General features: G+C 72.5%; 19 protein-coding genes. 9 read left to right on the plus strand and 10 right to left on the minus strand.

Annotation, left to right across the window (positions count from 1 at the left end; translation table 11 throughout):
- Positions 1–19: 19 nt before the first annotated feature.
- Positions 20–796, minus strand: coding sequence for a FadR/GntR family transcriptional regulator (locus JW613_RS01330; protein ID WP_245224766.1), 777 nt, complete (start codon positions 794–796; stop codon positions 20–22).
- A 146-nt stretch (positions 797–942) separates the two neighbouring features.
- Here JW613_RS01330 and JW613_RS01335 point away from each other — a divergent pair, with 146 nt between their 5' ends.
- The 6 genes from JW613_RS01335 to JW613_RS01360 are packed head-to-tail and all read left to right on the plus strand — an operon-like array spanning position 943 to position 8,637.
- Positions 943–2,178: a M20 family metallopeptidase gene (locus JW613_RS01335; protein WP_209208824.1), complete on the plus strand. Its 1,236-nt coding sequence runs from the start codon at positions 943–945 to the stop codon at positions 2,176–2,178.
- Positions 2,175–3,626, plus strand: a complete 1,452-nt coding sequence (locus tag JW613_RS01340) for an aldehyde dehydrogenase family protein (RefSeq protein ID WP_209208825.1) — start codon at positions 2,175–2,177, stop codon at positions 3,624–3,626. The genes JW613_RS01335 and JW613_RS01340 overlap by 4 nt, the downstream gene beginning before the upstream one ends.
- Entirely contained in the window at positions 3,623–4,420 is a 798-nt protein-coding gene (locus tag JW613_RS01345; protein WP_307865743.1) for an SDR family NAD(P)-dependent oxidoreductase, read from the plus strand. The genes JW613_RS01340 and JW613_RS01345 overlap by 4 nt, the downstream gene beginning before the upstream one ends.
- 47 nt (positions 4,421–4,467) lie before the next feature.
- Positions 4,468–4,767, plus strand: a complete 300-nt coding sequence (locus tag JW613_RS01350; protein ID WP_209208826.1) for a DUF3311 domain-containing protein — start codon at positions 4,468–4,470, stop codon at positions 4,765–4,767.
- Complete coding sequence (locus tag JW613_RS01355; protein ID WP_209208827.1) at positions 4,764–6,302, plus strand: sodium:solute symporter family protein; 1,539 nt, start codon at positions 4,764–4,766, stop codon at positions 6,300–6,302. The genes JW613_RS01350 and JW613_RS01355 overlap by 4 nt, the downstream gene beginning before the upstream one ends.
- Before the next feature lie 19 nt (positions 6,303–6,321).
- Complete coding sequence (locus JW613_RS01360) at positions 6,322–8,637, plus strand: penicillin acylase family protein (protein WP_209208828.1); 2,316 nt, start codon at positions 6,322–6,324, stop codon at positions 8,635–8,637.
- Positions 8,638–8,770: 133 nt separating this feature from the next.
- Here JW613_RS01360 and JW613_RS01365 read toward each other — a convergent pair whose 3' ends face one another.
- The 4 genes from JW613_RS01365 to JW613_RS01380 form a co-directional block, all read right to left on the minus strand.
- On the minus strand, positions 8,771–9,595 hold the full coding sequence (locus JW613_RS01365; protein WP_209208829.1) for a carbohydrate ABC transporter permease: 825 nt from the start codon (positions 9,593–9,595) through the stop codon (positions 8,771–8,773).
- Complete coding sequence (locus tag JW613_RS01370) at positions 9,592–10,575, minus strand: carbohydrate ABC transporter permease (RefSeq protein WP_372447882.1); 984 nt, start codon at positions 10,573–10,575, stop codon at positions 9,592–9,594. Before JW613_RS01370 ends, JW613_RS01365 begins: the two co-directional genes overlap by 4 nt.
- Entirely contained in the window at positions 10,572–11,969 is a 1,398-nt protein-coding gene (locus tag JW613_RS01375) for an extracellular solute-binding protein (RefSeq protein WP_209208830.1), read from the minus strand. The genes JW613_RS01370 and JW613_RS01375 overlap by 4 nt, the downstream gene beginning before the upstream one ends.
- Before the next feature lie 142 nt (positions 11,970–12,111).
- A complete protein-coding gene (locus tag JW613_RS01380) occupies positions 12,112–13,173 on the minus strand; it encodes a PfkB family carbohydrate kinase (protein WP_209208831.1) in 1,062 nt (353 codons plus the stop codon).
- A gap of 225 nt (positions 13,174–13,398) precedes the next feature.
- Here JW613_RS01380 and JW613_RS01385 point away from each other — a divergent pair, with 225 nt between their 5' ends.
- Both JW613_RS01385 and JW613_RS01390 read left to right on the plus strand, forming a co-directional pair.
- Positions 13,399–14,151 carry a DeoR/GlpR family DNA-binding transcription regulator gene (locus JW613_RS01385; RefSeq protein ID WP_209208832.1) on the plus strand — a complete coding sequence of 251 codons (753 nt, stop codon included), beginning with the start codon at positions 13,399–13,401 and terminating at the stop codon, positions 14,149–14,151.
- Positions 14,152–14,192: 41 nt separating this feature from the next.
- Positions 14,193–15,530, plus strand: coding sequence for a 6-phospho-beta-glucosidase (locus JW613_RS01390; protein ID WP_209209189.1), 1,338 nt, complete (start codon positions 14,193–14,195; stop codon positions 15,528–15,530).
- Positions 15,531–15,660: 130 nt separating this feature from the next.
- Here JW613_RS01390 and JW613_RS01395 read toward each other — a convergent pair whose 3' ends face one another.
- Positions 15,661–16,134: a DoxX family protein gene (locus JW613_RS01395; protein WP_209208833.1), complete on the minus strand. Its 474-nt coding sequence runs from the start codon at positions 16,132–16,134 to the stop codon at positions 15,661–15,663.
- A gap of 230 nt (positions 16,135–16,364) precedes the next feature.
- On the opposite strand from JW613_RS01395, the gene JW613_RS01400 reads away from it, so the two are divergent.
- Positions 16,365–17,117: an SDR family NAD(P)-dependent oxidoreductase gene (locus tag JW613_RS01400; RefSeq protein WP_209208834.1), complete on the plus strand. Its 753-nt coding sequence runs from the start codon at positions 16,365–16,367 to the stop codon at positions 17,115–17,117.
- 14 nt (positions 17,118–17,131) lie between these two features.
- Here JW613_RS01400 and JW613_RS01405 read toward each other — a convergent pair whose 3' ends face one another.
- The 4 genes from JW613_RS01405 to JW613_RS01420 form a co-directional block, all read right to left on the minus strand.
- Complete coding sequence (locus tag JW613_RS01405; RefSeq protein ID WP_209208835.1) at positions 17,132–18,106, minus strand: dihydrodipicolinate synthase family protein; 975 nt, start codon at positions 18,104–18,106, stop codon at positions 17,132–17,134.
- A 14-nt stretch (positions 18,107–18,120) separates the two neighbouring features.
- Complete coding sequence (locus tag JW613_RS01410; protein WP_209208836.1) at positions 18,121–19,587, minus strand: MFS transporter; 1,467 nt, start codon at positions 19,585–19,587, stop codon at positions 18,121–18,123.
- Positions 19,588–19,723: 136 nt separating this feature from the next.
- The gene (locus JW613_RS01415; protein ID WP_245224891.1) at positions 19,724–20,860 is read right to left on the minus strand and encodes an MFS transporter; all 1,137 of its coding nucleotides are present in this window, start codon (positions 20,858–20,860) and stop codon (positions 19,724–19,726) included.
- 133 nt (positions 20,861–20,993) lie between these two features.
- Positions 20,994–22,172, minus strand: a complete 1,179-nt coding sequence (locus tag JW613_RS01420; protein WP_245224768.1) for a baeRF3 domain-containing protein — start codon at positions 22,170–22,172, stop codon at positions 20,994–20,996.
- Positions 22,173–22,285 lie beyond the last annotated feature (113 nt).

Genomic DNA, 22,285 nt, shown 5'->3' on the forward strand with positions numbered 1-22,285 from the left:
CCCCGGAGGCGGTCGCGGATCAGTCCAGCGCCGCCCGGAGCCGCTCACGGTCCTGCGCCGGGACGTGCGGGGCGTAGTGCTCGAACAGTGCCTCCCGCCCCAGCCGCGCCGCACGAGCACCGTCCGAATCCCGCAGCGCGGCGAGGACGTCGCGGTGGTGGGTGACCGAGCGCCGCATCCAGTCACTCGCGTCACCGGCCCGCTTCGCGCGGACCAGCTTGCCCTCGATGGCGTCCACGACCGCGTCATGGACCGCCCGCGCGCACAGTGCGAGCAGCGCGTTGCCGCTGGCCTCGGCGACGACGCGGTGGAACTGGGCGTCCGCCTCGCTGAAGGCGTGCGGGTCGTGCGGGAGGTACTCCTCCATCCTGTCGGCCAGCTCCGTCAGCCGCCGCAGGTCCTCCTCGGTGTGCAGCCGGGCGGCCAGCCGGTAGCTCTCCGCGTCCAGGACCATCCGGAACTGGATGAGTTCGGACAGCGAGGACAGATGGGAGCGGGCGAGGCGGCCGAGGGCGTGGCTGAGGGTGTCGGGCGAGACGCCCAGCACCTCGGCGCCCAGCGGGTCGCCGGGCCGGGAGCGGATGAGTCCGGAGGACTGCAGGACCCGCAGGGCCTCGCGGATGGTCGAGCGGCCCACGTCGAACTGGCGCACCAGCTCCCGCTCGGCGGGCAGCCGGGAGCCGGGCGGCAACTGGCCGCCCAGGATGCGCTCCTCGATCTGCTCGGCGACACGCTGGTAGGCGCGCACCGGGCGTACCGGCTGGAATCCGATCTGACCAGCAGACTCGGCCGACATCGGCACCCTTTCTGGTGTGGTGATCCTGTGCTGACCCCTTGACCGGGGCGGCAGCCCCCCAGCAGAGTACGGACGATCAACTGGTCTGACCAGTCGCCTGGCCCGAACCGATCGCCCGGCGACTGGGACAGGGACTTGGAGGTTCCATGCATTCCGGTCCCGGCGCACAGCCGTGGGATTCCCTGCTCGACACCGAGGCGGCCATCGCCTTCACCCAGCAACTGGTGCGGCTGCGCACCGTCAACTCCGAGGGCGCCGAGGCGGTGGAGAGGCCGGCCGCCGAGCTGGTCTCGGACCTGTTCACCCGCTTCGGCTGGGAGCACACCGTCACGGAGGTGGCCCCGGGCCGCCCGAACGTGGTCGCGGTCGTCGAGGGCGGTGGGGGCCCGGGGCCCACACTGATGTTCGAGGGCCATACCGACGTGGTGACCGAAGGCGATCCCGCGGACTGGAGCGTGGACCCGTACGGCGCCGAGATCCGCGACGGCAGGATGTGGGGCCGCGGCACCGCCGACATGAAGTCCGGCGTGGCGGCGATGATCCACGGGGTGCGGGCGCTCCAGCAGGCGGGCCCCTTCCCGGGCCGGGTGGTGCTCGGCGTCATGGCCGACGAGGAAGGCATGATGCTGGGCGCCAAGGCGTTCGCGGCCTCCCCGCTGGCGGGCGAGGTGGACGGTGTCATCGTCTGCGAGCCGGAGGGGTACGAGGTGTGCACCTCGGCGCGCGGCGGCATCCGGCTGCGCCTCGATCTGACGGGGGTGATGGCGCACGGGGCGATGCCGCAGGAGGGGCGCAGCCCGATCGCGGCGGGCGCCAGGATCGTGGAGGCCCTGGACGAGGTGCAGGAGTGGGCCATCGCGCGGTTCGGCAGCCATCCGCACGCCGGTTCGGTGACGGTCACCCCGACCGTGCTGCTGGGCGGCGACCCCGACCAGCTCAATGTCATCCCCGCGCACGGCGTCGTCGGTATCGACGTACGGACGATCCCCGGTACCGATCACGCCGAGCTGACCGAGCGGGTGCGCACGACGGCCGAGCGGGCCGCGGACGCCTTCGGCGTGACCGTGGACCTGACCGTGGTCGACGACCGGCCTGCCATCGAGATACCCGAGGACCATCCGGTCGTGCGAGGGCTGGTTGCCGCGCACACCCAGGTGCACGGCAGCGCACCGGCGTTCGGCGCGGTGCCCGGCACCACGGACGGCACGATCCTCACCCGGGACGCCGGACTGCCCACCGTCGTCTACGGCCCGGGCGGCAAGTGGATCGCACACCAGAAGGACGAGTACGTGGAGGTGCGCGAGATCGGCGAGTACGCACGCGTGTACGCGGCGGCCGCCCACCACTTCCTCACCGCGGGCCGGAAAGGCGGGGCGGCGTGAACCTGTGGCGGAGCGAGGAGTTCCCCGAGGGGCTTCCGGTCGGCGGGAGCTGGTCGGCGGCGCCGGAGCACCAGCTCGTGACCTTCCCGTACGACGGCAGTCCCGTGGCGCGGGCCCCGGTCGGTGACCCGGCGCTCGCCCGGCGGGCCGTCGAGCACGCCGCGGCGCTGCGCCGCACGGCCGGGGCGCTGCCCACCCGTACCCGGCGTGCCGTCCTGGCAGGCGTGGCCGACGCGTTGGAGAGTGTGGCGGCCGGGATGGAGGAACTGCTCGTCCTGGAGACGGGAAAGCCGCGCGTCGACTGCCGTACTGAGGTGGTGCGCGCGGTCGCCACCTGGCGGGCCGCGGCCGACGAGGTGGCGCACATCCACGGTGAGACGGTCCCACTGGACGGGCTGCCGTCCGGCGACGGCATGACCGGCTTCTGGACGCGGCGGCCGATCGGGGTGGTCGTCGGGATCGCCGGGTTCAACTATCCGATGATGCTGGCCACCCACAAGATCGCACCCGCCCTGGCGGCCGGCTGCCCGGTCATCGTCAAGCCGGCGCCCGCGACCCCGCTGGCGACGCTGTGGCTGGTCGCTCTGGTGCGCGAACAGCTCGTCGCCCGGGGTGCACCGGCGGGCGCGGTCCAGCTGGTGACCGGCGATGTGGAGGTGGGCCGCACGCTGACCACGCACGAGGCGGTCGCCGCGGTCTCGTTCACCGGCTCGGCCGCTGTCGGCCACCGCATCGCCAAGGACGCGGCGCCCCGCAAGGTGGTGCTGGAGCTGGGTTCCAACGCCGCGCTGGTCGTCGCGGCCGACGCCGATCTCGACGCCGCAGCCGACGCGGTGGTGCGCGGCGGCTACTACGCCTCGGGGCAGGCGTGCATCGCCGTCCAGCGGGTCGTCGCCGAGCAGCCGGTCGCCGACGAACTGGAGCGGCGGATCGCCGCCCGGCTGGCGTCGGTGCCGGTGGGTGACCCACGGGTGGAGAGCACCCGCGTGGCGGCGCTCATCGACGAGGCGGCCACCGAGCGGGTGCTGGAATGGCTCGCGCGGGCCCGTGCGGCGGGCGCCCGGCTGGTCGCGGGCGGCGAACGGGTGGGCCGCTGTCTGACACCGGCGCTGCTGGCCGAGGTGCCGGACGGGCAGCCCGCCTGGGACGAGGAGGTCTTCGGGCCCGTCGTGTGCCTGCGGTCGGTGCCCGATCTGGACGCCGCCTTCGCCGCGGTGAACGCGAGCCGCTACGGGCTGCACGCGGCGGTCTTCACCCACCGCCTCGACGTCGCGTTCCGCGCGCTGGAGGAGTTGGAGGTCGGCGGCGTGGTGATCAACGAAGTGCCCGGCTACCGCTGCGACATCGCCCCCTACGGCGGCGTCAAGGACTCCGGCATCGGCCGGGAGGGCCCGCGGTTCGCGATCGAGGAGTTGACGGTGACGAGGATGGCGGTGATCAAGCCGTGAGCGAGCAGGCCGGAGGCGGCGAGATGGACTACGGCCGGCTCTTCCGGCTCGACGGGCGGCGGGTGGCCGTGGTCGGCGGCGCGAGCGGCATCGGCCGGGAGGCGGTACGCGCCCTGGTGGCGCACGGCGCCCAGGTCGTGGTGGCCGACCGGGACGAGGCCGGCGCCCGGGAGACCGCACGGCTGGCGGGCCCCGGCGCCCGCCCGTACCCGCTCGACGTACTGGACGAGGAGGCGGTGACCCGCGCCGCCGCCGACTGGGGCCCGCTGGACGGACTCACGGTGACGGTCGGCGCCAACGTACGCAAGCGGATCGCGGACTACACCGTGGCGGAGTTCGAGCGGGTGGTGGCACTCAACCTGCGGGCGCACTTCTCGCTGATCCGGGCCTGCGCCGGAGCCATGGCCGAACGCGGGCGGGGCTCGGTCGTCTCCCTCGCCTCCATGCGCGCCTTCCAGGTGGAGCCGGGCCAGGGCGTCTACGCGGCCTCCAAGGCGGGCCTCGTCCAGCTGCTGCGGACCGCAGCCGCCGAGTGGGGGCCGCAGGGGGTGCGGTTCAACGCCGTGGCGCCCGGCGTGGTGCGTACACCGCTGACCGACCAGATCGCCGCGGACGCGGAGTGGTACGACGCCTACGCGCAGGCGTCCGCGCTGCGGCGGTGGGCCCGTGCCGACGAGATCGCGGGTGCCGTCGTCTATCTGCTCTCCGACGCCTCCACCTTCGTGACCGGCAGCGTGCTGACCGTCGACGGCGGCTGGACAGCCGTCGACGGGCGCTACGACCCGGCCGTGTGACCCCCGCGTGTTAACCGCCTCTCCCCCACCCCAAGGAGCACCCCACGATGTCCCCGCAGCACCAACAGGGAGAGGGCCCCCTCGACGGGCTCCCCCGCGTGCGAGCCAAGCGCCCGGCGCTGTGGCTCCTCCTCGTCCCCGCCGTCCTCTACTGTGCGGCCCCGCTGGTCGCCAACCGCATCGAACCCCGCGTTCTCGGCCTGCCCTTCCTGCTGTTCTGGATCGTCGCAGCGACCGTCGTCAGCCCGCTGGTGATTTGGCTGGTCTCCAGGCTCGACCCGGCCTTCCGGGACGGAGCCGTGGAGCCGCTGCCGGTCGACGAGCCCACCGCTGGAGGCCCGCGATGAGTGGATCGGCGGCGATCGCCACGACGATCTTCGGTCTCGCGATGGTGGCGACCCTGCTCATCGGCGTGCTCAGCGCCCGCGGGCGGGACAAGGGCATGGCCGAGTGGTCGGTCTCCAGCCGGGGCCTGGGCGTGCTGTTCATCTGGCTGCTGATGGCGGGTGAGACCTACACCAGCTTCTCGTTCCTCGGGACGGCCGGCTGGTCGTACTCCTACGGCGTGCCGATCCTCTACCTCGTCGCCTATCTGACGACCGGCTTCGCGGTGGCGTACGTGGTCGGGCCCGCGCTGTGGACGTATGCGAGCCGCCACCGGTTGCTGTCCATAGCCGATATGGCCGAACACCGCTTCCGCTCCCGCCCGGTGGGCATATTGGTGGCGGTCACGGCGACCGTTTTCATCGTTCCCTATGTGCAGGTGCAGATCCAGGGCATGGGGGTGGTGGTGAACGCGATGACGTACGGCAACGTCGATCTGCATGTCGCCGCCGTGATCTCCTTCGTCGTCGCGGAGGCGTTCATCCTCGTCTCCGGGCTGCGCGGCTCGGCATGGGTGAGCGTGCTCAAGGACGTACTGGTCATCGTGGCGGTGGTCTTCCTCGCGGTGTGGGTACCGCTGCACTACCTCGACGGGTACGGGGACTTCATGACGCGGATGGTGCGGGAGAAGCCGGAGTGGCTGACCTTCCCGGGCCATGAGTCGGGCGGGCTGAACGGCACCTGGTTCGTCTCCACACTGCTGCTCAACGCCGTGACCATCTCCATCTTCCCCACCACCGTCGCCGGTTACCTCAGCGCCAAGAGCCCGAACGCGCTGCGCCGCAACGCCCTGCTGCTGCCCTGGTACCAACTGCTGCTGTTCATCCCGATGATGGTCGGCGCGGTCGCGCTGTTCGCGCTGCCCACGCTGGGCAACCCGGATCTGGCGCTGTTCCGGCTGGTGACCGACTCGCTGCCGGCGCCTCTCGTCGCGGTGATCGGCGTGGCGGGCGCGCTGTCGGCCATCGTGCCGATGAGCGTGTTCATGCTGGCGATCGGCACACTGTGCGGCCGTACCCTGCTCGGCGGCGGCAACGGCTCCGACCCGCGCAGCCGCCTCCACCGGGCCCGCGCAGCGGGCGAGCCCGAAGGCGAGCCGGGGAGTACCGCGGACGTGCGCATCAAGCGGCTCTCCCAACTGGTGTGCTTCCTGGCCGGGCTCGTCGCACTGCTGGGCAGCCTCTTCTACCCCAACACCCTGGTGCAGCTGTCCGTCCTCTCCTACGAGGGACTGGCGCAGCTCGTACCGCTCGCCCTGCTCTCGCTGTTCTGGCGGCGGCTGAGCGCGGTGGCCGGGGTCGCCGGCATGCTGGTGGGGCTCGGGGTGGTACTGCTGCTGTGGTGGACGGACAACGACCCCTGGCACGGCGTCAACGGCGGACTCCTGGGGCTGGCGGCCAATCTGCTGGTGGCCGCCGCCGTCACCTACGCCCGGCCGCCCGCCCCCGGCCCGGCACCGGCACGGCAGACTCCGTCACCGGAGCAGGAACCGGCGTGATCCCCAAGGAGGCACAAGCGTGGACGTGACCAGGTACGAGGTACCCGGGCTGGCGCAACCCGTCGAGATCCTGGTGGACCGCTGGGGCGTGCCCCATCTGTACGCCGCCTCCCGCACCGACCTCTTCCTCGCCCAGGGCTTCAACGCGGCCCGTGAGCGGCTCTTCCAGCTCGATCTGTGGCGGCGGCGGGGGCTGGGGCTGCTGTCGGAGGTGTTCGGCGAGCGGTACGTCGAGCACGACCGGGCGGCCCGGCTGTTCCTCTACCGGGGCGACATGGCCGAGGAGTGGGCGGCTTACGGCCCGGGAACGGAGGAGATGGCGCGCTCCTTCGTCGCGGGGATCAACGCGTACGTGGCGCACGCGCGCGCAGCCGACTCCCTCCCGCCGGAGTTCACGGCGCTCGGCCACACACCCGCGTACTGGCACCACAGCGATCTGGCCCGCATCCGCACCCACGGGCTCTTCTACAACCTGCGCGAGGAGGTGGCCCGCGCCCGCACGCTCCGCGACTTCGGCCCCGAGGTGGAGGAGCTGCGCAAGGCCCGCGAGCCGGAGGGCCATCGACTCCGCGTCCCCGAGGGCCTGGACCTGGAGGTCATCCCCGACGACGTGCTCCGCGTCTACGACCTGGCCACCACCCCGCCCTGGGCCGCCCAGGCCCCGCCCCGGCAGGGTCTGGACGGCAGCAACAACTGGGTGCTGGCGCCCTCCCGCACCGCCACCGGCAGGCCCCTGCTGGCCAACGACCCGCACCGGGCCATCACCCTGCCCTCCCTGCGCTACCTCGCCCATCTGTCCGCGCCGGGGCTGGACGTGATCGGCGCGGGAGAACCGGCCCTGCCGGGGGTCTGCATCGGGCACAACGGCCATATCGCGTTCGGGCTGACGATCTTCCCCATCGACCAGGAGGACCTGTACGTCTACCGCACCGACCCGGAGGACCCGCACTCCTACGCCTACGGGGACGGCTGGGAGCGGATGACATGCGTGACCGAACAGATCCCGGTCCGGGACGCGGAGCCGGTCGAGGCCCGCCTGTGGTTCACCCGGCACGGCCCCCTCGTCCGCGAACACCCCGAGAGGCAGGCGGCGTTCGCCGTACGCGCGGCATGGCTGGGGCCCGGGATGGCGCCGTACCTGGGCAGCGCGAGCTACATGGGCGCCGAGAGCCCCGACGCGTTCACGGCGGCGATGCGCCGCTGGGGCGCACCAGGTGAGAACCAGGTGTACGCGGCGCCCGACGGCACGATCGGCTGGCGCCCGGCCGGACGCGTCCCACGGCGACGCGGCTGGGACGGCACACTGCCGGTGCCGGGCGACGGGCGCTACGAGTGGGACGGCTTCCTCGACGCCGACGAGCTGCCCACCGAACGCGACCCCGATCAGGGCTGGTTCGCCACCGCCAACCAGCTCAATCTCCCCGACGACTACCCGCACCACGAGCGCCCCGTCACCCACGACTGGTACGCGCCCTTCCGCTACCAGCGGTGCGCCGAAGCCCTCGCGGCGTGGGACGACTGGACGGCCGAGGACTGCGTACGGCTCCAGACCGACTACGTCAGCCTGCCCGCGCGGCGCGTGCTGCCGCTGCTGTCCGGACTGAAGAGTGCGGACCCCCGAGTGCGGAGGGGGCTCGCGCTGCTGCACGGCTGGGACGGCGAGCTGCGCGCCGACTCGGCGGCCGCCGCGCTGTTCGAGGTGTGGTTCCGGCGGCATCTGCGGCCCGCGCTGCTGCGGCGGGCGCTGCGCGACCTGGTGCCGGAGGCGCGGCTGGAGGATGCGCTGGCCCGGGTGCTGCCCGTGGAGAGCGACTCGGGCGACCCGCGCGTCGAGTTGCGGCTGCTGGCCGCGCCGGGTACGGACGGGGAACGCGGGGAGCTCCTGACAGCGACCCTCGGAGAGGCCGTCGGTGCGGTCGCCGGACTGCTGGGCGAGGACCCGGACGGCTGGTCCTGGGGCGCCCTGCACCGGGCCGACCCGCGCCACCCGGTGGCCCCGCTCCTGGCCCACCAGGGCGTGGCGGAGGCTCCCGACTGGTGCACCCTCGATCCGCTCCCGCGCGGCGGCAGCGGCGACACGGTGGGGGCAGCCGCGTATCTGCCGGACTTCCGGCAAAGCGCCGGGGCGAGCTTCCGGATGGTGGTGGACGTGGGCGCCTGGGACAACTCCCTCGCGATGAACTCCCCCGGCCAGTCCGGCGACCCCCGCTCCCCCCACTACGCCGACCTCTACGAGGCCTGGGCCGCCGACGGCGCCTTCCCTCTCGTCTACTCCCGCTCCCGCGTGGAGCAGGAGACCACGCACCGTCTCGTCCTCGAACCCCAGGCGGACTAGCCTCGTCCGGGACCATCTCCGTACCCCGCGCCGAGCGCAAGAGGGTGCCACTTCAGGGGCGCGGGGAACTGCGCGACCAGCCACAGCGGCGCAGCAGCCCGCGAACTACCGACAGGGGCACCCCCTCACCGGTTCACTCCTTGGCGGAGCCCGTCAGCATGCCCTGGATGAAGCGGCGTTGCAGCAGCAGATAGACGAGGACGACGGGCAGCGCGATCAATGTGGCGGCCGCGGCCAGCAGCGCGGTGTCCGAGGAGTGCTGTCCCTGGAAGAAGGCGAGACCGAGCGGCACCGTACGGTGTGCCTCGTCGCTCACCATCACCAGCGCCATCAAGAACTCGTTCCACGTCCACATGAACACGATGACGGTCAGGGTGGAGAAGGCGGGCCGCCCCATGGGCAGCAGGATGCGGGTGAGCGTCGAGAAGTGGCTGGCGCCGTCGATACGGGCGGCCTCCAGCAGGGAGCGCGGGGTGTTGCGGAAGTACGTCCGCATCCAGAAGACGCCGAAGGCCAGCGATTGCGCGGTCTGCGGGAGGATCAGCCCCCAGTAGGTGTTGGTGAGGCCCCAGTGCCGCAGGTCGAAGTAGAGCGGGACGATCACCGCTTCCTGCGGCAGGGTGAGCCCCAGGACGAACAGGTAGAACAGCCAGTTGGAGCCGGGGAAGCGCATGGTGCCGAAGGCGTAGGCGGCCAGTGTGGCCAGCACCGTGGTGGCGGCCACCACGGCGACGGCCACCAGCACGGAGCTGACCAGATAGGTGCCGAAGTGGCCGCGGGTCCAGGCGTCGGCGAAGTTGCCCCAGTTGAGGCTCTTGGGCAGGGCGAACCCGGTGTCCAGCGAGTCCTGGTCGGCCAGCGCGGTGGACAGGATTCCGGCGACGGGGGTCAGGGCGATCAGTGCGAACAGGCAGAGGATGCCGTAGGTGACGCCGCGTTCGGTGCGGGTTGTGTTCATCGTCTCCGGCCCTCCACGAGCCTGGTGACCACCATGGTCAGCGCGAAGATGACGGCGGTGAGGGTGATGCCCATGGCCGAGGCCGAGCCGACCTCACCGGTCTCGAAGGCGCGGCGGTAGACCTCGTAGGCGGGTACGGAGGTGGCGTTGCCCGGTCCGCCGCTGGTGGTGATGTAGATCAGGTCGAAGTTGCGCAGCGCGGCGACCAGGGTGAGCGTGAGCGCGACGGCGATCTCGGCACGCAGTCCCGGCAGGGTGACGGTGAAGAACTCCCGTACCGGGCCCGCTCCGTCGATGCGGGCCGCCTCGTACAGCTCGCGTGGGATGCGCTGCGCGCCGGACAGGAAGAGCACCAGGCACAGGCCCGTCTCGACCCAGGTGCCGATGGAGCCCACGGCGGGCAGCGCCCAGGTGTGGTCGCCCAGCCAGGACCGGGTCAGTCCGCCCATCCCCAGGGTGCGCAGGGTGTCGTTCAGCAGTCCGTCGGGGGCGAGCACCGCACGCCAGGCGACGCCGACGACGACCATGGCCAGCACCTGCGGCAGGAACAGCACGGTGCGGAAGAAGGTCATGCCGCGGATGCGGAAGCGGGTCAGCGCCGCGGTGAGCAGCAGCCCGATGGCCACCGGCAGTACGGCGTAGAAGAGCAGCAGCACCGCGGCGTGTGCGAAGGGGGCGCGCAGCTCTGGGTCGGTGAGCAGGTGCCGGTAGTTGTCGGCGCCGGCCCAGGTGGCACGGGTCAGCCCGTCCCAGTGCAGCAGCGACAGCCAGGCCGTCTGGCCCAGCGGCCACAGCAGGAACACCCCGAAGACGGCCATTGCGGGCAGGATGTACAGATAGCCCACGGCGCGGGGCTCGCCGGGCGCCTGCCGCCGGTAGCGGGCGGCGAACCGGCGCAGTGCGGTGGGCCCGCGCCGGGCGCTCGCCTCCGCCTCCACGGTCGCACCCGGGTCCGTTCCGGTGGCCGCACCCGTGCTCATTTCGCGTCCTCGTTCTCGGCACGTTGCTGGGCGCGGAACTTCGCGTACTCCTTCTGCATCCGCTCGGCGAGGCCGTCGGGGTCCAGATCGCCGCTGAGGACGCCCTGGAGGTCGGCGGAGAGCGTGTCGTAGAAGGTCGGGGTGGTGTAGTCGAGGTAGGGCACCAGTCCGTCGGCGGCGTTGAGCTTCTGCCAGCCGGCGAACATCTGGCCGCCGGCGGTGTCCGGGTCGAGCTCGCGGGCGGCCTCGCCGGGCACGACGGGCAGCACCCCCTCTTCGGTCATCACCTTCGAGGCGTGTGCGTCGGTGAGGAAGTCCAGGTAGGCGGCGGCGACTTCGGGGTGGTCGGACTTGGAGGTGATGGACCAGGGCAGCCCCTCGCCTCCGGTGGTGACGGGCTGCTGTCCTGCTGCCGGGGGTGGTGGCATGAAGCCGAGGTCGTCTCCCATCGGCTTGCGCAGGTCGGCGAGTTGCCAGGTGCCGGTGATCAGGAAGGCCCCCTTGCCGTCGGCGAACTGCTTGGCGGCGTCGTCGTAGCCCTTGCCGTTGGCGCCCTTGGGGAAGTAGCCCTTCTTCGCCCAGTCGGCGAGGGTGCGGGCCGCCTCGCGGGTGGCGTCGGTGTCGAAGCCCTTGCCGCGGCCGAAGACCGTCTCGCGGACCGGTTCGGCGCTGCCCGCCGCCTGGCCCTGGAGCACACCGAAGGTATGGATGGCGGGGTACTTGTCGAGGTTGCCGAACTGCACGGGCAGCTGTCCGGCCTTCTTCAGCTTCGGCAGTGCGCCGGTCAGGTCCTGCCAGGTCTTCGGGGGCTCGACACCGGCCTTCCGCAGGACCTTCTTGTTGTAGTAGACGCCGATGTACTCCCCTTCCTGCGAGATCCCGTAGAGCCGGCCGGTGCCGAACCGCTTGCCGTCGGCGGAGACCCGGTTGAGGTTGAGCAGGGTCTGCGGGAAGCGGGTGTTCCACTCGTACAGGCCCGCATAGCTGTCCAGCGGGGTGAGCATCCCGGCGCGGGCGAAGGCCACCATGTCGGAGTAGCCCTGGTTGGCCTGGACGACATCCGGCGGGTTGTCGCCGCTCAGGGCCAGCTTGAGGGTCTTCTTCAGGTCGTTGAAGCTGCGCGCCACGCGCTTGACGGTGACGTTCGGGTACTTCTTCTCGAACTCCTTGTTGAGGCGCTCGACCTGGGCGTTGGCGCCGCCGCGGGTCTGCTGGTCCCACACCGTGAGGGTGACCTTGCCGGCCTTGCCGGGGTCCGGTACGGCAGTCGCCGCGGCCCCCTGGGAGCCCGCCGCACCGGAACCGTCCGTGCCGGGCACGCAGGCTGCCGCCAGCAGTAGAGCGCCCAGCACGATGCACGAGCGCCCTCTCTTGTGGTGCCGGTGCGCTTTCATGGTCGTACGCCTCCTTGATGCTGGGAAGGGGCTGCCCCTGGCTGCACGTCGCAGGCCGCGGGTCCGTTTCGGCTTGGCGCGCCCACGCGGCGGAGCCGCATGAACGAGCACAGCCCCGCGCCCCTGCGGGGCGCACGCGCCCTCACGAGCGGAAACCGATGGTGGGGGTGGCGCGCAGCAGTGGCCAGTCGCCGGCGGCGCCGGGGAGCAGATCGTCCAGGAAGCCGTAGCGGCGCATCACTTCCCGGCTCTGACCGCCGATCCGCCGCGCGTACTGCCACCAGGCGGCCACCTCGCTCCACCCCGGTGCCGACAGGGAGCCGCCGAAGTGCTGTACGGACAGTGCCGCGGTCAGGTTGGCGAAGGCCAACCGGTCGGCGAGCGGCCAGCCGGCGAGTGTCCCGGTGGTGAAACCGGCCATGAACACGTCCCCGGCGCCGGTGGGGTCGAGCGCGTCGACCTCCAGCGCGGGCACGTCGGCGTGCTCGCCGGTGGTGGAGTCGACGGCGACCGCTCCGCCGGGCCCCTTGGTCACGACCGCGACGGGCACCAGTTCGGCCAGCGCCCGCACGGCGGCCTCCGGGGTGTCGGTGCGGGTGTAGTGCAGGGCCTCGGTGGCGTTCGGCAGGAAGGCGTGGCACAGCGAGAGATCGGCCAGGGTCTCCGGGTCCCAGGCGCCGGTCTCGTCCCAGCCGGTGTCCGCGAAGATCAGGCTGCCTTCGGAGTGCGCCTGCCGTACCCACTCCCCCACCCGGCCGGGGGACAGCGAGGTGACGCAGGCCCGGGAGCGCGGCCGGGAGGCGACGCTGACGCACGGTTTGGGGGCCTCGTGGCCGTGGCTGACCATGGTGCGCTCGCCGTCGTACGCCATGGAGACGGTGACCGGTGAGTGCCAGCCCTTCGCCCGGTGCGAGGGTGCCAGGTCGATGCCCTCGCTGCCGGAGAGCGCCTCCCAGCAGTAGTCGCCGTACATGTCGTCGCCGAAGGCGGCGGCGAGCGAGGTGCGCAGCCCGAGCCTGCGCAGCGCGGTCGCCATGTTGGCCACTCCGCCGGGGCTGGACCCCATGCCGCGGGCCCACGTCTCGGTGCCCCGCACGGGGGCGTGGTCGAGGCCGGTGAAGACGATGTCGAGGAAGACGGTCCCGGTGAGGAACACATCGGTCTCGGGGCCGCCGTCCGAGCGGCGGGCGGCCAGCGGGTCCATCCAGTTTCCTCTCGACGCGGTGGGGTTCCCACCTGTGCGAGCGGAGTCGGGGACCTGGGGGAGGGCGCTCCCAGTGGTACTCAAGGCCGTCGCCCCTCTCAGCTATGGCCAGAACTTAGCTATCCGGTGACTGATTTGAGCGATACCTTGCACCCTCCTCGGCCAGGATTGCAAGAGGTCGGTCACAGTCGCGCAAAGACGCTCAAGCGCGCTAGGCTGCCGGTCATGTTGCGTGAAACCCGGCACGAGAAGCTGCTGCGGATCCTCGGCGAGGAGGGAGTGCTGCCGGTCGTCGAGATCGCCCGGCGGCTCCAGGTCAGCGAGGCCACCGCACGGCGCGACGTCTCCGACCTCTCCGGGGCCGGACGGCTGCGCAGGGTCTACGGCGGCGCCATCGCACGCGAGCCGGTCGAACGCCCCTTCGCGGAGGAGGAGGTGGACGACCTTCCGGCCAAGGAGGCCGTCGCCGCCGGTGCCGCCGAGCTGATCCGGAACGGCGAGACGGTGCTGCTGGACATCGGCACCACCACCCTGCAGCTGGCGCGGCTGCTGCACGGCCGCAAGATCACCGTTGTCACCTCCAACCTCGCCGTCTACGAGGAGTTGCGCTCCGACTCCGAGGTGACACTCGTCCTGCTCGGCGGCGAAGTGCGGCGCAACTACCGCTCCCTGGTCGGCCAGCTGACCCGGGCGGCGCTGGGCGAGATCTACGCCGACCGGGTCTTCCTGGGCACCAGCGGAGTGCTGGCCGACGGTCGGGTGCTGGACACCACCGAGGTGGAGGTGCCGGTCAAACGCGCCATGCTCAACTCGGCCCGCCAGGCGGTGCTGCTGGCCACCGCGCGCAAGTTCCCCGGCACCGGCAGCGCCCGCGTCTGCCAGGCCACCGACATCGACATGCTGATCACCGGCCAGGAGTCCGACCCGGCCACCCTCGCCACGTTCCGCGAGGCCGATGTGGAGGTAGTACAGCTATGACGGGAATGACGGGCGCCACCGGTACGACCGGCGCCGGCGGCATGCGGCTCACCGTGCTCGGCGGTGGCGGCTTCCGCGTCCCCCTGGTCCATCGTGCGCTGCTGGACGACGCCCAGGACCCCGATTCCACCGGGCGCCGCACCGAACTCGTCCTCCACGACACCGACCCCGGCCGGCTCGCCGCCATCAGCGCCGTGCTCGCCGAGCAGGCGGACCGGCGCCCCGGCCCGGCCCCCGCCGTACGCACCACCACCGACCTGGACGAGGCGCTGGCCGGTACCGACTTCGTCTTCAGCGCCATCCGCGTCGGCGGCCTGGCGGGACGGGTGCGGGACGAGCAACTTCCGCTGGCCGAGGGGCTGCTCGGCCAGGAGACCGTCGGCGCCGGCGGGGTGCTCTACGGGCTGCGCACCGTGCCGGTGGCCACCCATATCGCCGAACGGGTCGCCGCGCTCGCCCCGCAGGCATGGGTCATCAACTTCACCAACCCGGCCGGGATGGTCACCGAGGCCATGAGCCGCGTGCTGGGCGACCGCGTCATCGGCATCTGCGACTCCCCCGTCGGGCTGTGCCGCCGCGCCGCGCGGGCCGTCGGCGCCGACCCCGATCGCGCCGACTACGACTACGTGGGCCTCAACCATCTCGGCTGGCTGCGCCGCATCGTGGTGGACGGCACCGACCGGATGCCCGCGCTGCTGGACGACGCGGCGGCACTGGAGTCGTTCGAGGAGGGCAAGCTCTTCGGCGCCGAGTGGCTGCGGGCCCTGGGCGCCCTGCCCAACGAGTATCTGCACTACTACTACCACCACCGCGAGGCGCTCGGCGCGATCCGCGAGGCGGACGCCACCCGGGGGGAGTTCCTCGCCAGGCAGCAGGAGGGCTTCTACGCCAAGCTGGCGGGCGGCGCGGGCACGGGCGGCGCCTTCCAGGCGTGGGACGCCACCCGCCGCGAGCGCGAGGAGACCTACATGGCCGAGAGCCGCGAGGCGTCCGGCGGCTGGCAGCGCGACAGCTGCGACCTGGACGGCGGCGGCTACGACCGGGTGGCGCTGGCCCTGATGCGGGCCATCGCACGCAACGAGCGCACCACACTGATCCTCAACGTCCGCAACCGGCACGCCGTACCCGGCATCGACGCCGACGCCGTGGTGGAGGTGCCGTGCCTGGTCGACGCGGGCGGCGCCCGCCCGCTGGCGACCGGTCCGGTCGCCCCGGACCAGCTGGGCCTGATGCTGCAGCTCAAGGCCGTCGAGCGGAGCACCATCGAGGCCGCCGCCGACAATTCGCCGCGTGCCGCGTTGAGGGCTCTGGCCCTCCATCCGCTGGTCGACTCGGTGCATGCGGCGCGGCGCGTGCTGGAGGCTGCCGCCCACCGCTGATCCCGCACGCTTGCGTACCCCGCACAGGGGCTGCGCTTGCCCACCCTGCTCCCCCAAGCTCTTCGAGCAGGGGGTGCCCCCACCGCCGCAAGCAATCCGCAGACCGCAACGGCGAGCAAGGGGCACCCCCTCAGCGGGGCAGGGGGGCCTTGCTCGCTTTGACGCGCTTGCGCGCCTTGGCGCGGGACCGCAGCATATGGGCCCGCGTCTGGTGGTTGGCGTCGCTGACGACAGCCAGCAGCCCGCCCATGATGGCGGCGTTCTTACCGAACTGGATGCGCTGGGCGGCGCGCTGGCCGGGGTCCTCCTGCTCCCAGAACGGGTGCCCGGCCAAGGTGGTGGGCAGCAGCGAGGCGGCCAGCGCCAGCGCGGCGGTCCGCGGGGCGCGCCCGGTGGTCAGCAGCGCCCCGGCCACCACCTGCACCGCGGCGTTCACCCGTACGAGGGTCACATCGTCGCCCGGCAGCGGGACCTTCTCGCGCAGCTTGTCCAAGAACGGCGCCGCCATCTCGGTGGGGGGCTCGGGGTTGCTCAGCGTGCCCACCCCGGCGTTGACGAAGAAGGCGCCGATCATCGGCCGGGAGAGCAGTTGCAGAGGTGTCATACGGGGTCCTCGGATGCGGCGGGCGGGCGGGCGGACGGTCGGGAGGCGGCGACAGTGCCGTCACCGCCATGTCACGCGTACCACGGGCGTCCCGCAACCCGGAACCCTCCGTACGGCGCACGGCCGCACCCCGGCCGCGGCACTCACCCGGATGGCACCGGTGGCGATGCGGCCCGCCGCGCCGGGGTGAACAGTGGCCGGGAGCGCACACCGAGCGGAAGGTCCAACGGATGAGCGGCGAGTTCGACGGCAGGGCCGCACTGGTCACCGGCGCCGCCTCCGGTATCGGACTGGCCGTGGCCCGCCGGCTCGCCCGGGCGGGCGCCAGTGTGGTCGTCGCGGACTGGGACGAGGACGGCGCCCAGCTCGCGGCGGGCGAACTGGAGACCGCGGGGGCGCGTGCCGAGGCGCTGGTCGTCGATGTGACGGAGCCGGACTCGGCACGGGAAGCCGTGCGGTTCACCACCGAGACCTTCGGCTCGTTGGACCTGGCGGTGAACAACGCGGGGGTGACCGGGCCGTCGATGCCCACCGGCGAGTACGAGGTCACCGCCTGGGACCGGATCATCGCCACCAACCTCAGCGGCGTCTTCTACGGGCTGCGGTACCAGCTTCCCGTCATGTCGGCGGCGGGCCGGGGCGCGATCGTCAACATGGCCTCCATCCTGGGCACCAACGGCTTCGCGGGCAGCCCCGCCTATGTGGCCGCCAAGCACGGCATCGTCGGATTGACCAAGACGGCGGCGCTCGAATACGCCGACAAGGGCGTACGGATCAACGCCGTAGGCCCCGGCTTCATCGACACCCCGCTGCTGCGCGAGACGGACAGCCCGATGCGCGAACGGCTCGTCTCACTGCATCCGCAAGGCCGGCTCGGCACCGCCGACGAGGTCGCGGAGGTCACGGCGTTCCTCCTCTCGGACCGCGCCTCCTTCGTACAGGGCAGCTACCACCTGGTGGACGGCGGCTACGCGGCCCGGTAGCCACCCGCCGGTTCTCACACCGGACCCAGACCCGCCTGCGCGAGATGGCGGGCCACCTCGGCGCGCTCCGCGTCGTCGAGGGGGCGCATCGGCAGCGGCGTGGTGGCCGAGGCGATGAGGCCGCGGTGGCGCAGGGCCTCCTTGAAGGCGCCGATGGCCGCCGAGTAGGTGCCCAGCCGGGCGGGGTCGCCCACCCGGGTGAGAGCGAACAGCCGCCGCAGCCGCAGCTGTTCGGCGGCGGCCTCCTTGGTGTCACCGCGCCGCACCGCCCGGTGGAGGGCCAGATAGCCGTGCGGGTCGATGTTGCCGAGACCGGGCACGATGCCGTCGGCGCCCAGTGCGAGGGCCGTGTCGGCCATCGTCTCGGAGCCGGTGAGCACCGTGAAGCCGCGGCCGCGTGCGCCGTTGGCCTCGGTGAGCGCGAGGAGGGTGCGCATCTCGTCGAGGTCGCCGCTGCTGTCCTTGAGGCCGGCGAGCACCCCTTCGGCGGCGAGTTCGGCAGCGACCTGGGCGGGGAGCTTGCGCTGTACGTTGCCGGGGATGTCGTAGGCCCACAGCGGCAGATCGACCGCCTCCCGCACCGCGCGGAAGTGGTCGGCCATCTCCCCCGGGTGGGTGGGCGAGTAGAAGGGCACGGTGGCCACCACGGCGTCGGCGCCCGCCTCCCGTGCCGCACGCGCCTGCGCGACGACCCGGTTGGTGGTCAGGTCGACAGCGCCCGCGAGGACGGGAACGGACCCGCCGGCCACCCGGCTGACGACGCGCAGCGCCGCCAGCCGCACCTCGTCGGTGTGGTAGGCGAGTTCGCCGGTCGACCCGTTGACGAAGAGGCCGTCGACCCCGGCGTCGAGCAGGAAGCCGCACAGCCGCTCCAGGGAGGCGGTGTCCAGCTCGCGGTCCTCGGTCAGCGGTGTGCACAGCGGCGGGATCACCCCACCCGGTGCCGTACGGTCCGGGAGGGCGGATCCGGATGTCGGATGGCCGGTCATCGCGTCAGTGTCTCCTAGTGGTGCCGGGGCGCGGTACGGGGCAGGGGCTGGGACGGGTCGGCGGCGAGGTCCTCGGTCAGATCGACCTCGGGCGCGGCCCCTCGGGCGCCGAGCAGCCGCTGGACACGCAGCGGCGCATTGACGGCGATCAGCACGATCACCACCAGTGTGAGGGAGAACGTCAGCCAGGCGAGGGAGGGGCCGAGGCTGTGTCCGCCCGCCAGTGAGGCGCCCAGCACGGGCGCCACCGCGCCGCCGAGGGAGCCGACGTTGTAGGTGAAGCCGAGGCCGGCCGCGCGTTCCGGGGTGCGGAAGTAGCCGCCGATCAGCTTCGGCAGCAGGCCGGAGATGCCCTGCGCGAACATCTGCTGGAAGAACAGCAGCAGTGCGAGCCACACCGTCTGGCCGCTGTCCATGGCGAAGACCGGCAGTACGAAGAGCATCGACACGCACAGCGAGGCCACATAGGTGCGCTGGGTGCCCCACCGGTCGCCGAGGAAGCCGACCAGCACACAGCCGGCCACGTTGCCGAACCCGGCGAAGAACAGCATGTCGCTGACGGTCCCGGGCGAGAAGTCCAGGTCTGTCTTGAGATAGGTGGGCAACAGGGCCTGGATGGGCCAGGAGTAGAGGAACGCGCAGAAGACGGTGACCATCAGCGTCACCATCATCGGCGTACGCCCGCCGGCGAACTGCGCGGCGAACAGTACGAATCCGGCGGCGGTGAGCAGGGCGAGCGGCCAGGTGAAACCCCCGGCGCGCTCGGTGAACAGCAAGAACAGGCTCAGTGACACGGCGGCGGTGACGGCGTAGTTCAGCGGGGCGTGGCGGCCGCGGTAGAGGACGGTGACGAAGTCCCGCTGCGCTTCGGGGCCGTCGGCCGCTTCGCCCGCGGTCGCCCGGGCCCGTTCCCAGTCGTGGGACTCCTTCAGTCCGCGCCGCATCCACAGGGCCAGCGCGATGGGGACGACGCCGAGGAAGAACATCGCCCGCCAGCCCCAGGCCGGCACCACGAAGCGGTAGAGCTGCCCGGCGATGATGGCGCCTACCGCGTACCCGGAGATGAGCAGCGCGCTGGCGCGGTTGCGGGCCGCGGCGGGCCAGCTCTCGATCACATAGGTGGCGCTGGCCGAGTACTCCCCCGCCATGCCGAGGCCGAGCACCAGCCGTGCGGCGAACATCGACCAGTAGCCCCAGGAGAGGCCGCAGGCCAGCGAGCCGACGGAGTACAGGACGATGCTGAGGATCATCGCGGGTTTGCGGCCGTACCGGTCCCCCACCGCGCCGATGGCCAGGCCGCCGAACCAGCGGGAGATGAAGGCGGCGGACACCAGTGTGGCCGCCGTGACGGTCGACAGGTCGAAGGCGTCGGCGACTTCGGTCAGCACCAGGGTGATCAGGACGAAGTCGAAGCCGTCCATCAGATATCCGAGCCAGGCGGCGAAGAGCGTCTTGCCGTCGCGTCTCGTCAGTCTCGCCATCGCGGAGCCCCCCTCGGCCACCGGAGAAGATCAGAGGTAGGACATGGGATGTCCTGACGTGGCGGGACGCTACACGCGCCCGGCGGAGGGGGACAAGGGGTCGGGACCGGCCGGACCCGGGTCCGCGAGGGCGCCCTCAGCCCGCCGTGGCGAGCGCCGCCGCCTCGGCCTTCCGGGTGCGCCACAGCTGGGCGCCCACCGCGGAAGCGAGCACCACCACGCAGCCGGAGAAGACCAGCCCCGCGTTGCGCAGCCCGAGCCCGGTGCTGAGCGCGCCCACCCCGACGACCGGCAGCGAGATGCCCAGATAGGCCACGACGAACAGCGCCGAGATGGTGCCGCCCCGGTGCTCCTCGGGCGCCCGCGCGCTGACCGCCGTCAGCGCCGAGCGGAACGCGAGCCCCTGCCCGATGCCGCCGGTGACCGCACCCGTCACCAAGACCACCAGCGAGCTCAGCAGCAGCGACAGCCCCACCTGCGCCATACCGACGACCAACCCCAGGCACCCCAGGGGCAGTGCCACCGGTGCACCGAACCGGCCCGTCAGCGACTGTCCGACCAGCGAGGCGCAGAAGACCGAGAAGACGATCGCGCCCGAGACCGCCAGGTTGCCGATGTGCAGGGTTCCGGACACGAAGCCCGGCGAGACCGCGGTGAACAGGCCGAAGACGGCGAAGCCGGTGAAGCACGCCAGCCCGGCGGGGACGAACACCGGCCGCACCTCGCGCGGCACCTCCATCCCGCGCGGTCGCAGCGCGGGGCGTGGCCGGGGCGGGCGCACCGTCTCCGGCAGGGCGAGGGTCAGGGCGAACGCGACGGCCAGCAGCACCAGATGGGCGGCGAAGGGCAGGATCAGCGGGCGGGGCGCGTACTGCGCGAGCAGGCCGGCCAGCAGCGGTCCGCAGCCGAGCCCGCCCATGTTCGCGGCCGTCGCGGCGAAGCCCCCGCTGCCGCGGGGCGCCAGCTCCAGCACGGCCGCGGTCGCCGCGCCGCTGAAGAGTCCGGCCGCGAATCCGGACAGCAGCCGCCCGGAGAACAGCAGCGGCAGCCCGCCCTCCAGCAGGAAGCAACCGGCGCTGGCCGCCGAGAGGGCGAGGGCGGCGAACAGCACCGGCCGCCGCCCCAGCTTGTCGGAGAAGTCACCGGCCACCAGCAGGGCGACGATCACGCCGACCGCGTAGACGGCGAAGACGACCGTCACCATCAGCTCGCCGAAGCCCAGTTCCTGGCGGTAGAGGCCGTAGAGCGGGGTCGGCAGCGTGGTGCCCGCCATACCGACGGCGAAGACGAAGGCCGCCGCCGCGTACCACAGCAGGCCGCCACGTCGCGCCTCGCTGCCGTGCTCAGCGCCGTGCGGTCTCACGGCCGCGCCCCCGGATACGCACTCCCCCGCCGCCCACGGGTCCCTACCCCGCCCACGTGTAGCGGACCACGCCCGCGATCCTGCCGTGCTCGGCCAGCGCGCCGTCGGCCACGAAGACCACCTCCGCCTCGGTGGCCAGCGCCGCCTCCACGGTCTCGTCCACGATGTCGTCGCGCACCTCGCCCGACTCGTCGCTCACCGCCTCGTCGCCCGCCGGCGCCAGGTGACCTCCGGTCAGCCGCACCTTCTGCCGGTAGGGCTCCTCGACGACCAGCAGCGCCAGCCTGCCTTCCTGGGCGGCCCGCCACACCTCGTCGATCCCCGCGACGAACTCCGTGCGGCCGATCGCCTCGCCGAGCCGGCGGAGCGCCTCCTCGGCCCGGCCCCGCAACAGCTCGGCGCGCGCCGGTGCGACGGCCTCGAGGACGACGGAGGGCCGCGCGTTGGCCAGCCCGCCCTTGGGTACGGTGGCCAGCGCGTTGCGGGCCGCGCGCGTCCCCACGTCGGCCAGCGCGGTCAGCCCGTGCTTGAGCCCCGCGACCAGCAGCGGACGGGGCTCGGCCTCCAGCACCTTGGACAGGCCGGCGTCCACATCCCGCAGATGCTGCAGCTCCGCCTCGTCCCGGTAGCCGGTGTCGTAGACGCCGGTACGGGAGGCGCGCTCGCGCTCGGAGACGTTGGGTTCGTGTTCGATCGGGAAACCGTAGCGGTGCTCTTCGACGAGCTGCTCCCCCGCGCCGCTCCACAGTCTGGCCTTCTCCTCGTCGAAGGTCAGCACCCAGTAGGGGCGGTTCTGGGCCCGCGCGGCGACCAGGTTGCGGGTGAGGAAGGTGTCGTTGATGACGATGCGTTCGGTGTCGGCACGCCGGGTCAGCTGCCAGAACTGGTGCTCGCCCCGGGCGGCGAAGACGACCAGGGTGTCCAGCGCGTACATCAGATCCAGCTCGTTCTCGGCCTGCTCCAGCTGCTCGATCACATCGGCCCGTACCGCTGCCGAGACCTGCGGGTCCTCGGCGAGCCGCCGCCCGGTCTCGGCGATCAGATTGCGCAGCCGCACCGGGTCCTGCAGCTTGTCCGGCTTGGTGCGGTGGGTGGGCAGCACCAGGGTGACCGCCGGGTAGGGGCGCGGCTTCCGCAGATTGGCGAGGACCTCGTTGGTCAGGTCGTTGGTGCGCATCCGTACCTCGTTCCGGAAGGGGACGACGACCGCACCCTCCAGCATCTCGCCCAACCCCGGGCCCCGCACGTCGGAGCCGGGGCCGGGGCCGAAGCCCCCGCCCGGTGGCCCGCGGGCAGCGCGGCCACCGGGCGGGATGCCGTGCCGGGAGTGCGGAC

Origin of the sequence: Streptomyces smyrnaeus, assembly GCF_017676345.1 — a bacterium.
Lineage (GTDB): Bacteria > Actinomycetota > Actinomycetes > Streptomycetales > Streptomycetaceae > Streptomyces > Streptomyces smyrnaeus.

What these genes read in the sequence shown, in the direction of transcription:
- JW613_RS01335 (WP_209208824.1), top strand. Translation starts at nt 943, where the DNA reads ATGCATTCCGGTCCCGGCGCACAGCCGTGGGATTCCCTGCTCGACACC.
- JW613_RS01355 (WP_209208827.1), top strand. Translation starts at nt 4,764, where the DNA reads ATGAGTGGATCGGCGGCGATCGCCACGACGATCTTCGGTCTCGCGATG.
- JW613_RS01400 (WP_209208834.1), top strand. Translation starts at nt 16,365, where the DNA reads ATGAGCGGCGAGTTCGACGGCAGGGCCGCACTGGTCACCGGCGCCGCC.
- JW613_RS01415 (WP_245224891.1), bottom strand. Translation starts at nt 20,860, where the DNA reads ATGGCGGGCACCACGCTGCCGACCCCGCTCTACGGCCTCTACCGCCAG.
- JW613_RS01385 (WP_209208832.1), top strand. Translation starts at nt 13,399, where the DNA reads ATGTTGCGTGAAACCCGGCACGAGAAGCTGCTGCGGATCCTCGGCGAG.
- JW613_RS01370 (WP_372447882.1), bottom strand. Translation starts at nt 10,575, where the DNA reads ATGAGCACGGGTGCGGCCACCGGAACGGACCCGGGTGCGACCGTGGAG.
- JW613_RS01390 (WP_209209189.1), top strand. Translation starts at nt 14,193, where the DNA reads ATGCGGCTCACCGTGCTCGGCGGTGGCGGCTTCCGCGTCCCCCTGGTC.
- JW613_RS01420 (WP_245224768.1), bottom strand. Translation starts at nt 22,172, where the DNA reads ATGCTGGAGGGTGCGGTCGTCGTCCCCTTCCGGAACGAGGTACGGATG.
- JW613_RS01405 (WP_209208835.1), bottom strand. Translation starts at nt 18,106, where the DNA reads ATGACCGGCCATCCGACATCCGGATCCGCCCTCCCGGACCGTACGGCA.
- JW613_RS01395 (WP_209208833.1), bottom strand. Translation starts at nt 16,134, where the DNA reads ATGACACCTCTGCAACTGCTCTCCCGGCCGATGATCGGCGCCTTCTTC.
- JW613_RS01350 (WP_209208826.1), top strand. Translation starts at nt 4,468, where the DNA reads ATGTCCCCGCAGCACCAACAGGGAGAGGGCCCCCTCGACGGGCTCCCC.
- JW613_RS01410 (WP_209208836.1), bottom strand. Translation starts at nt 19,587, where the DNA reads ATGGCGAGACTGACGAGACGCGACGGCAAGACGCTCTTCGCCGCCTGG.
- JW613_RS01375 (WP_209208830.1), bottom strand. Translation starts at nt 11,969, where the DNA reads ATGAAAGCGCACCGGCACCACAAGAGAGGGCGCTCGTGCATCGTGCTG.
- JW613_RS01365 (WP_209208829.1), bottom strand. Translation starts at nt 9,595, where the DNA reads ATGAACACAACCCGCACCGAACGCGGCGTCACCTACGGCATCCTCTGC.
- JW613_RS01380 (WP_209208831.1), bottom strand. Translation starts at nt 13,173, where the DNA reads ATGGACCCGCTGGCCGCCCGCCGCTCGGACGGCGGCCCCGAGACCGAT.
- JW613_RS01330 (WP_245224766.1), bottom strand. Translation starts at nt 796, where the DNA reads ATGTCGGCCGAGTCTGCTGGTCAGATCGGATTCCAGCCGGTACGCCCG.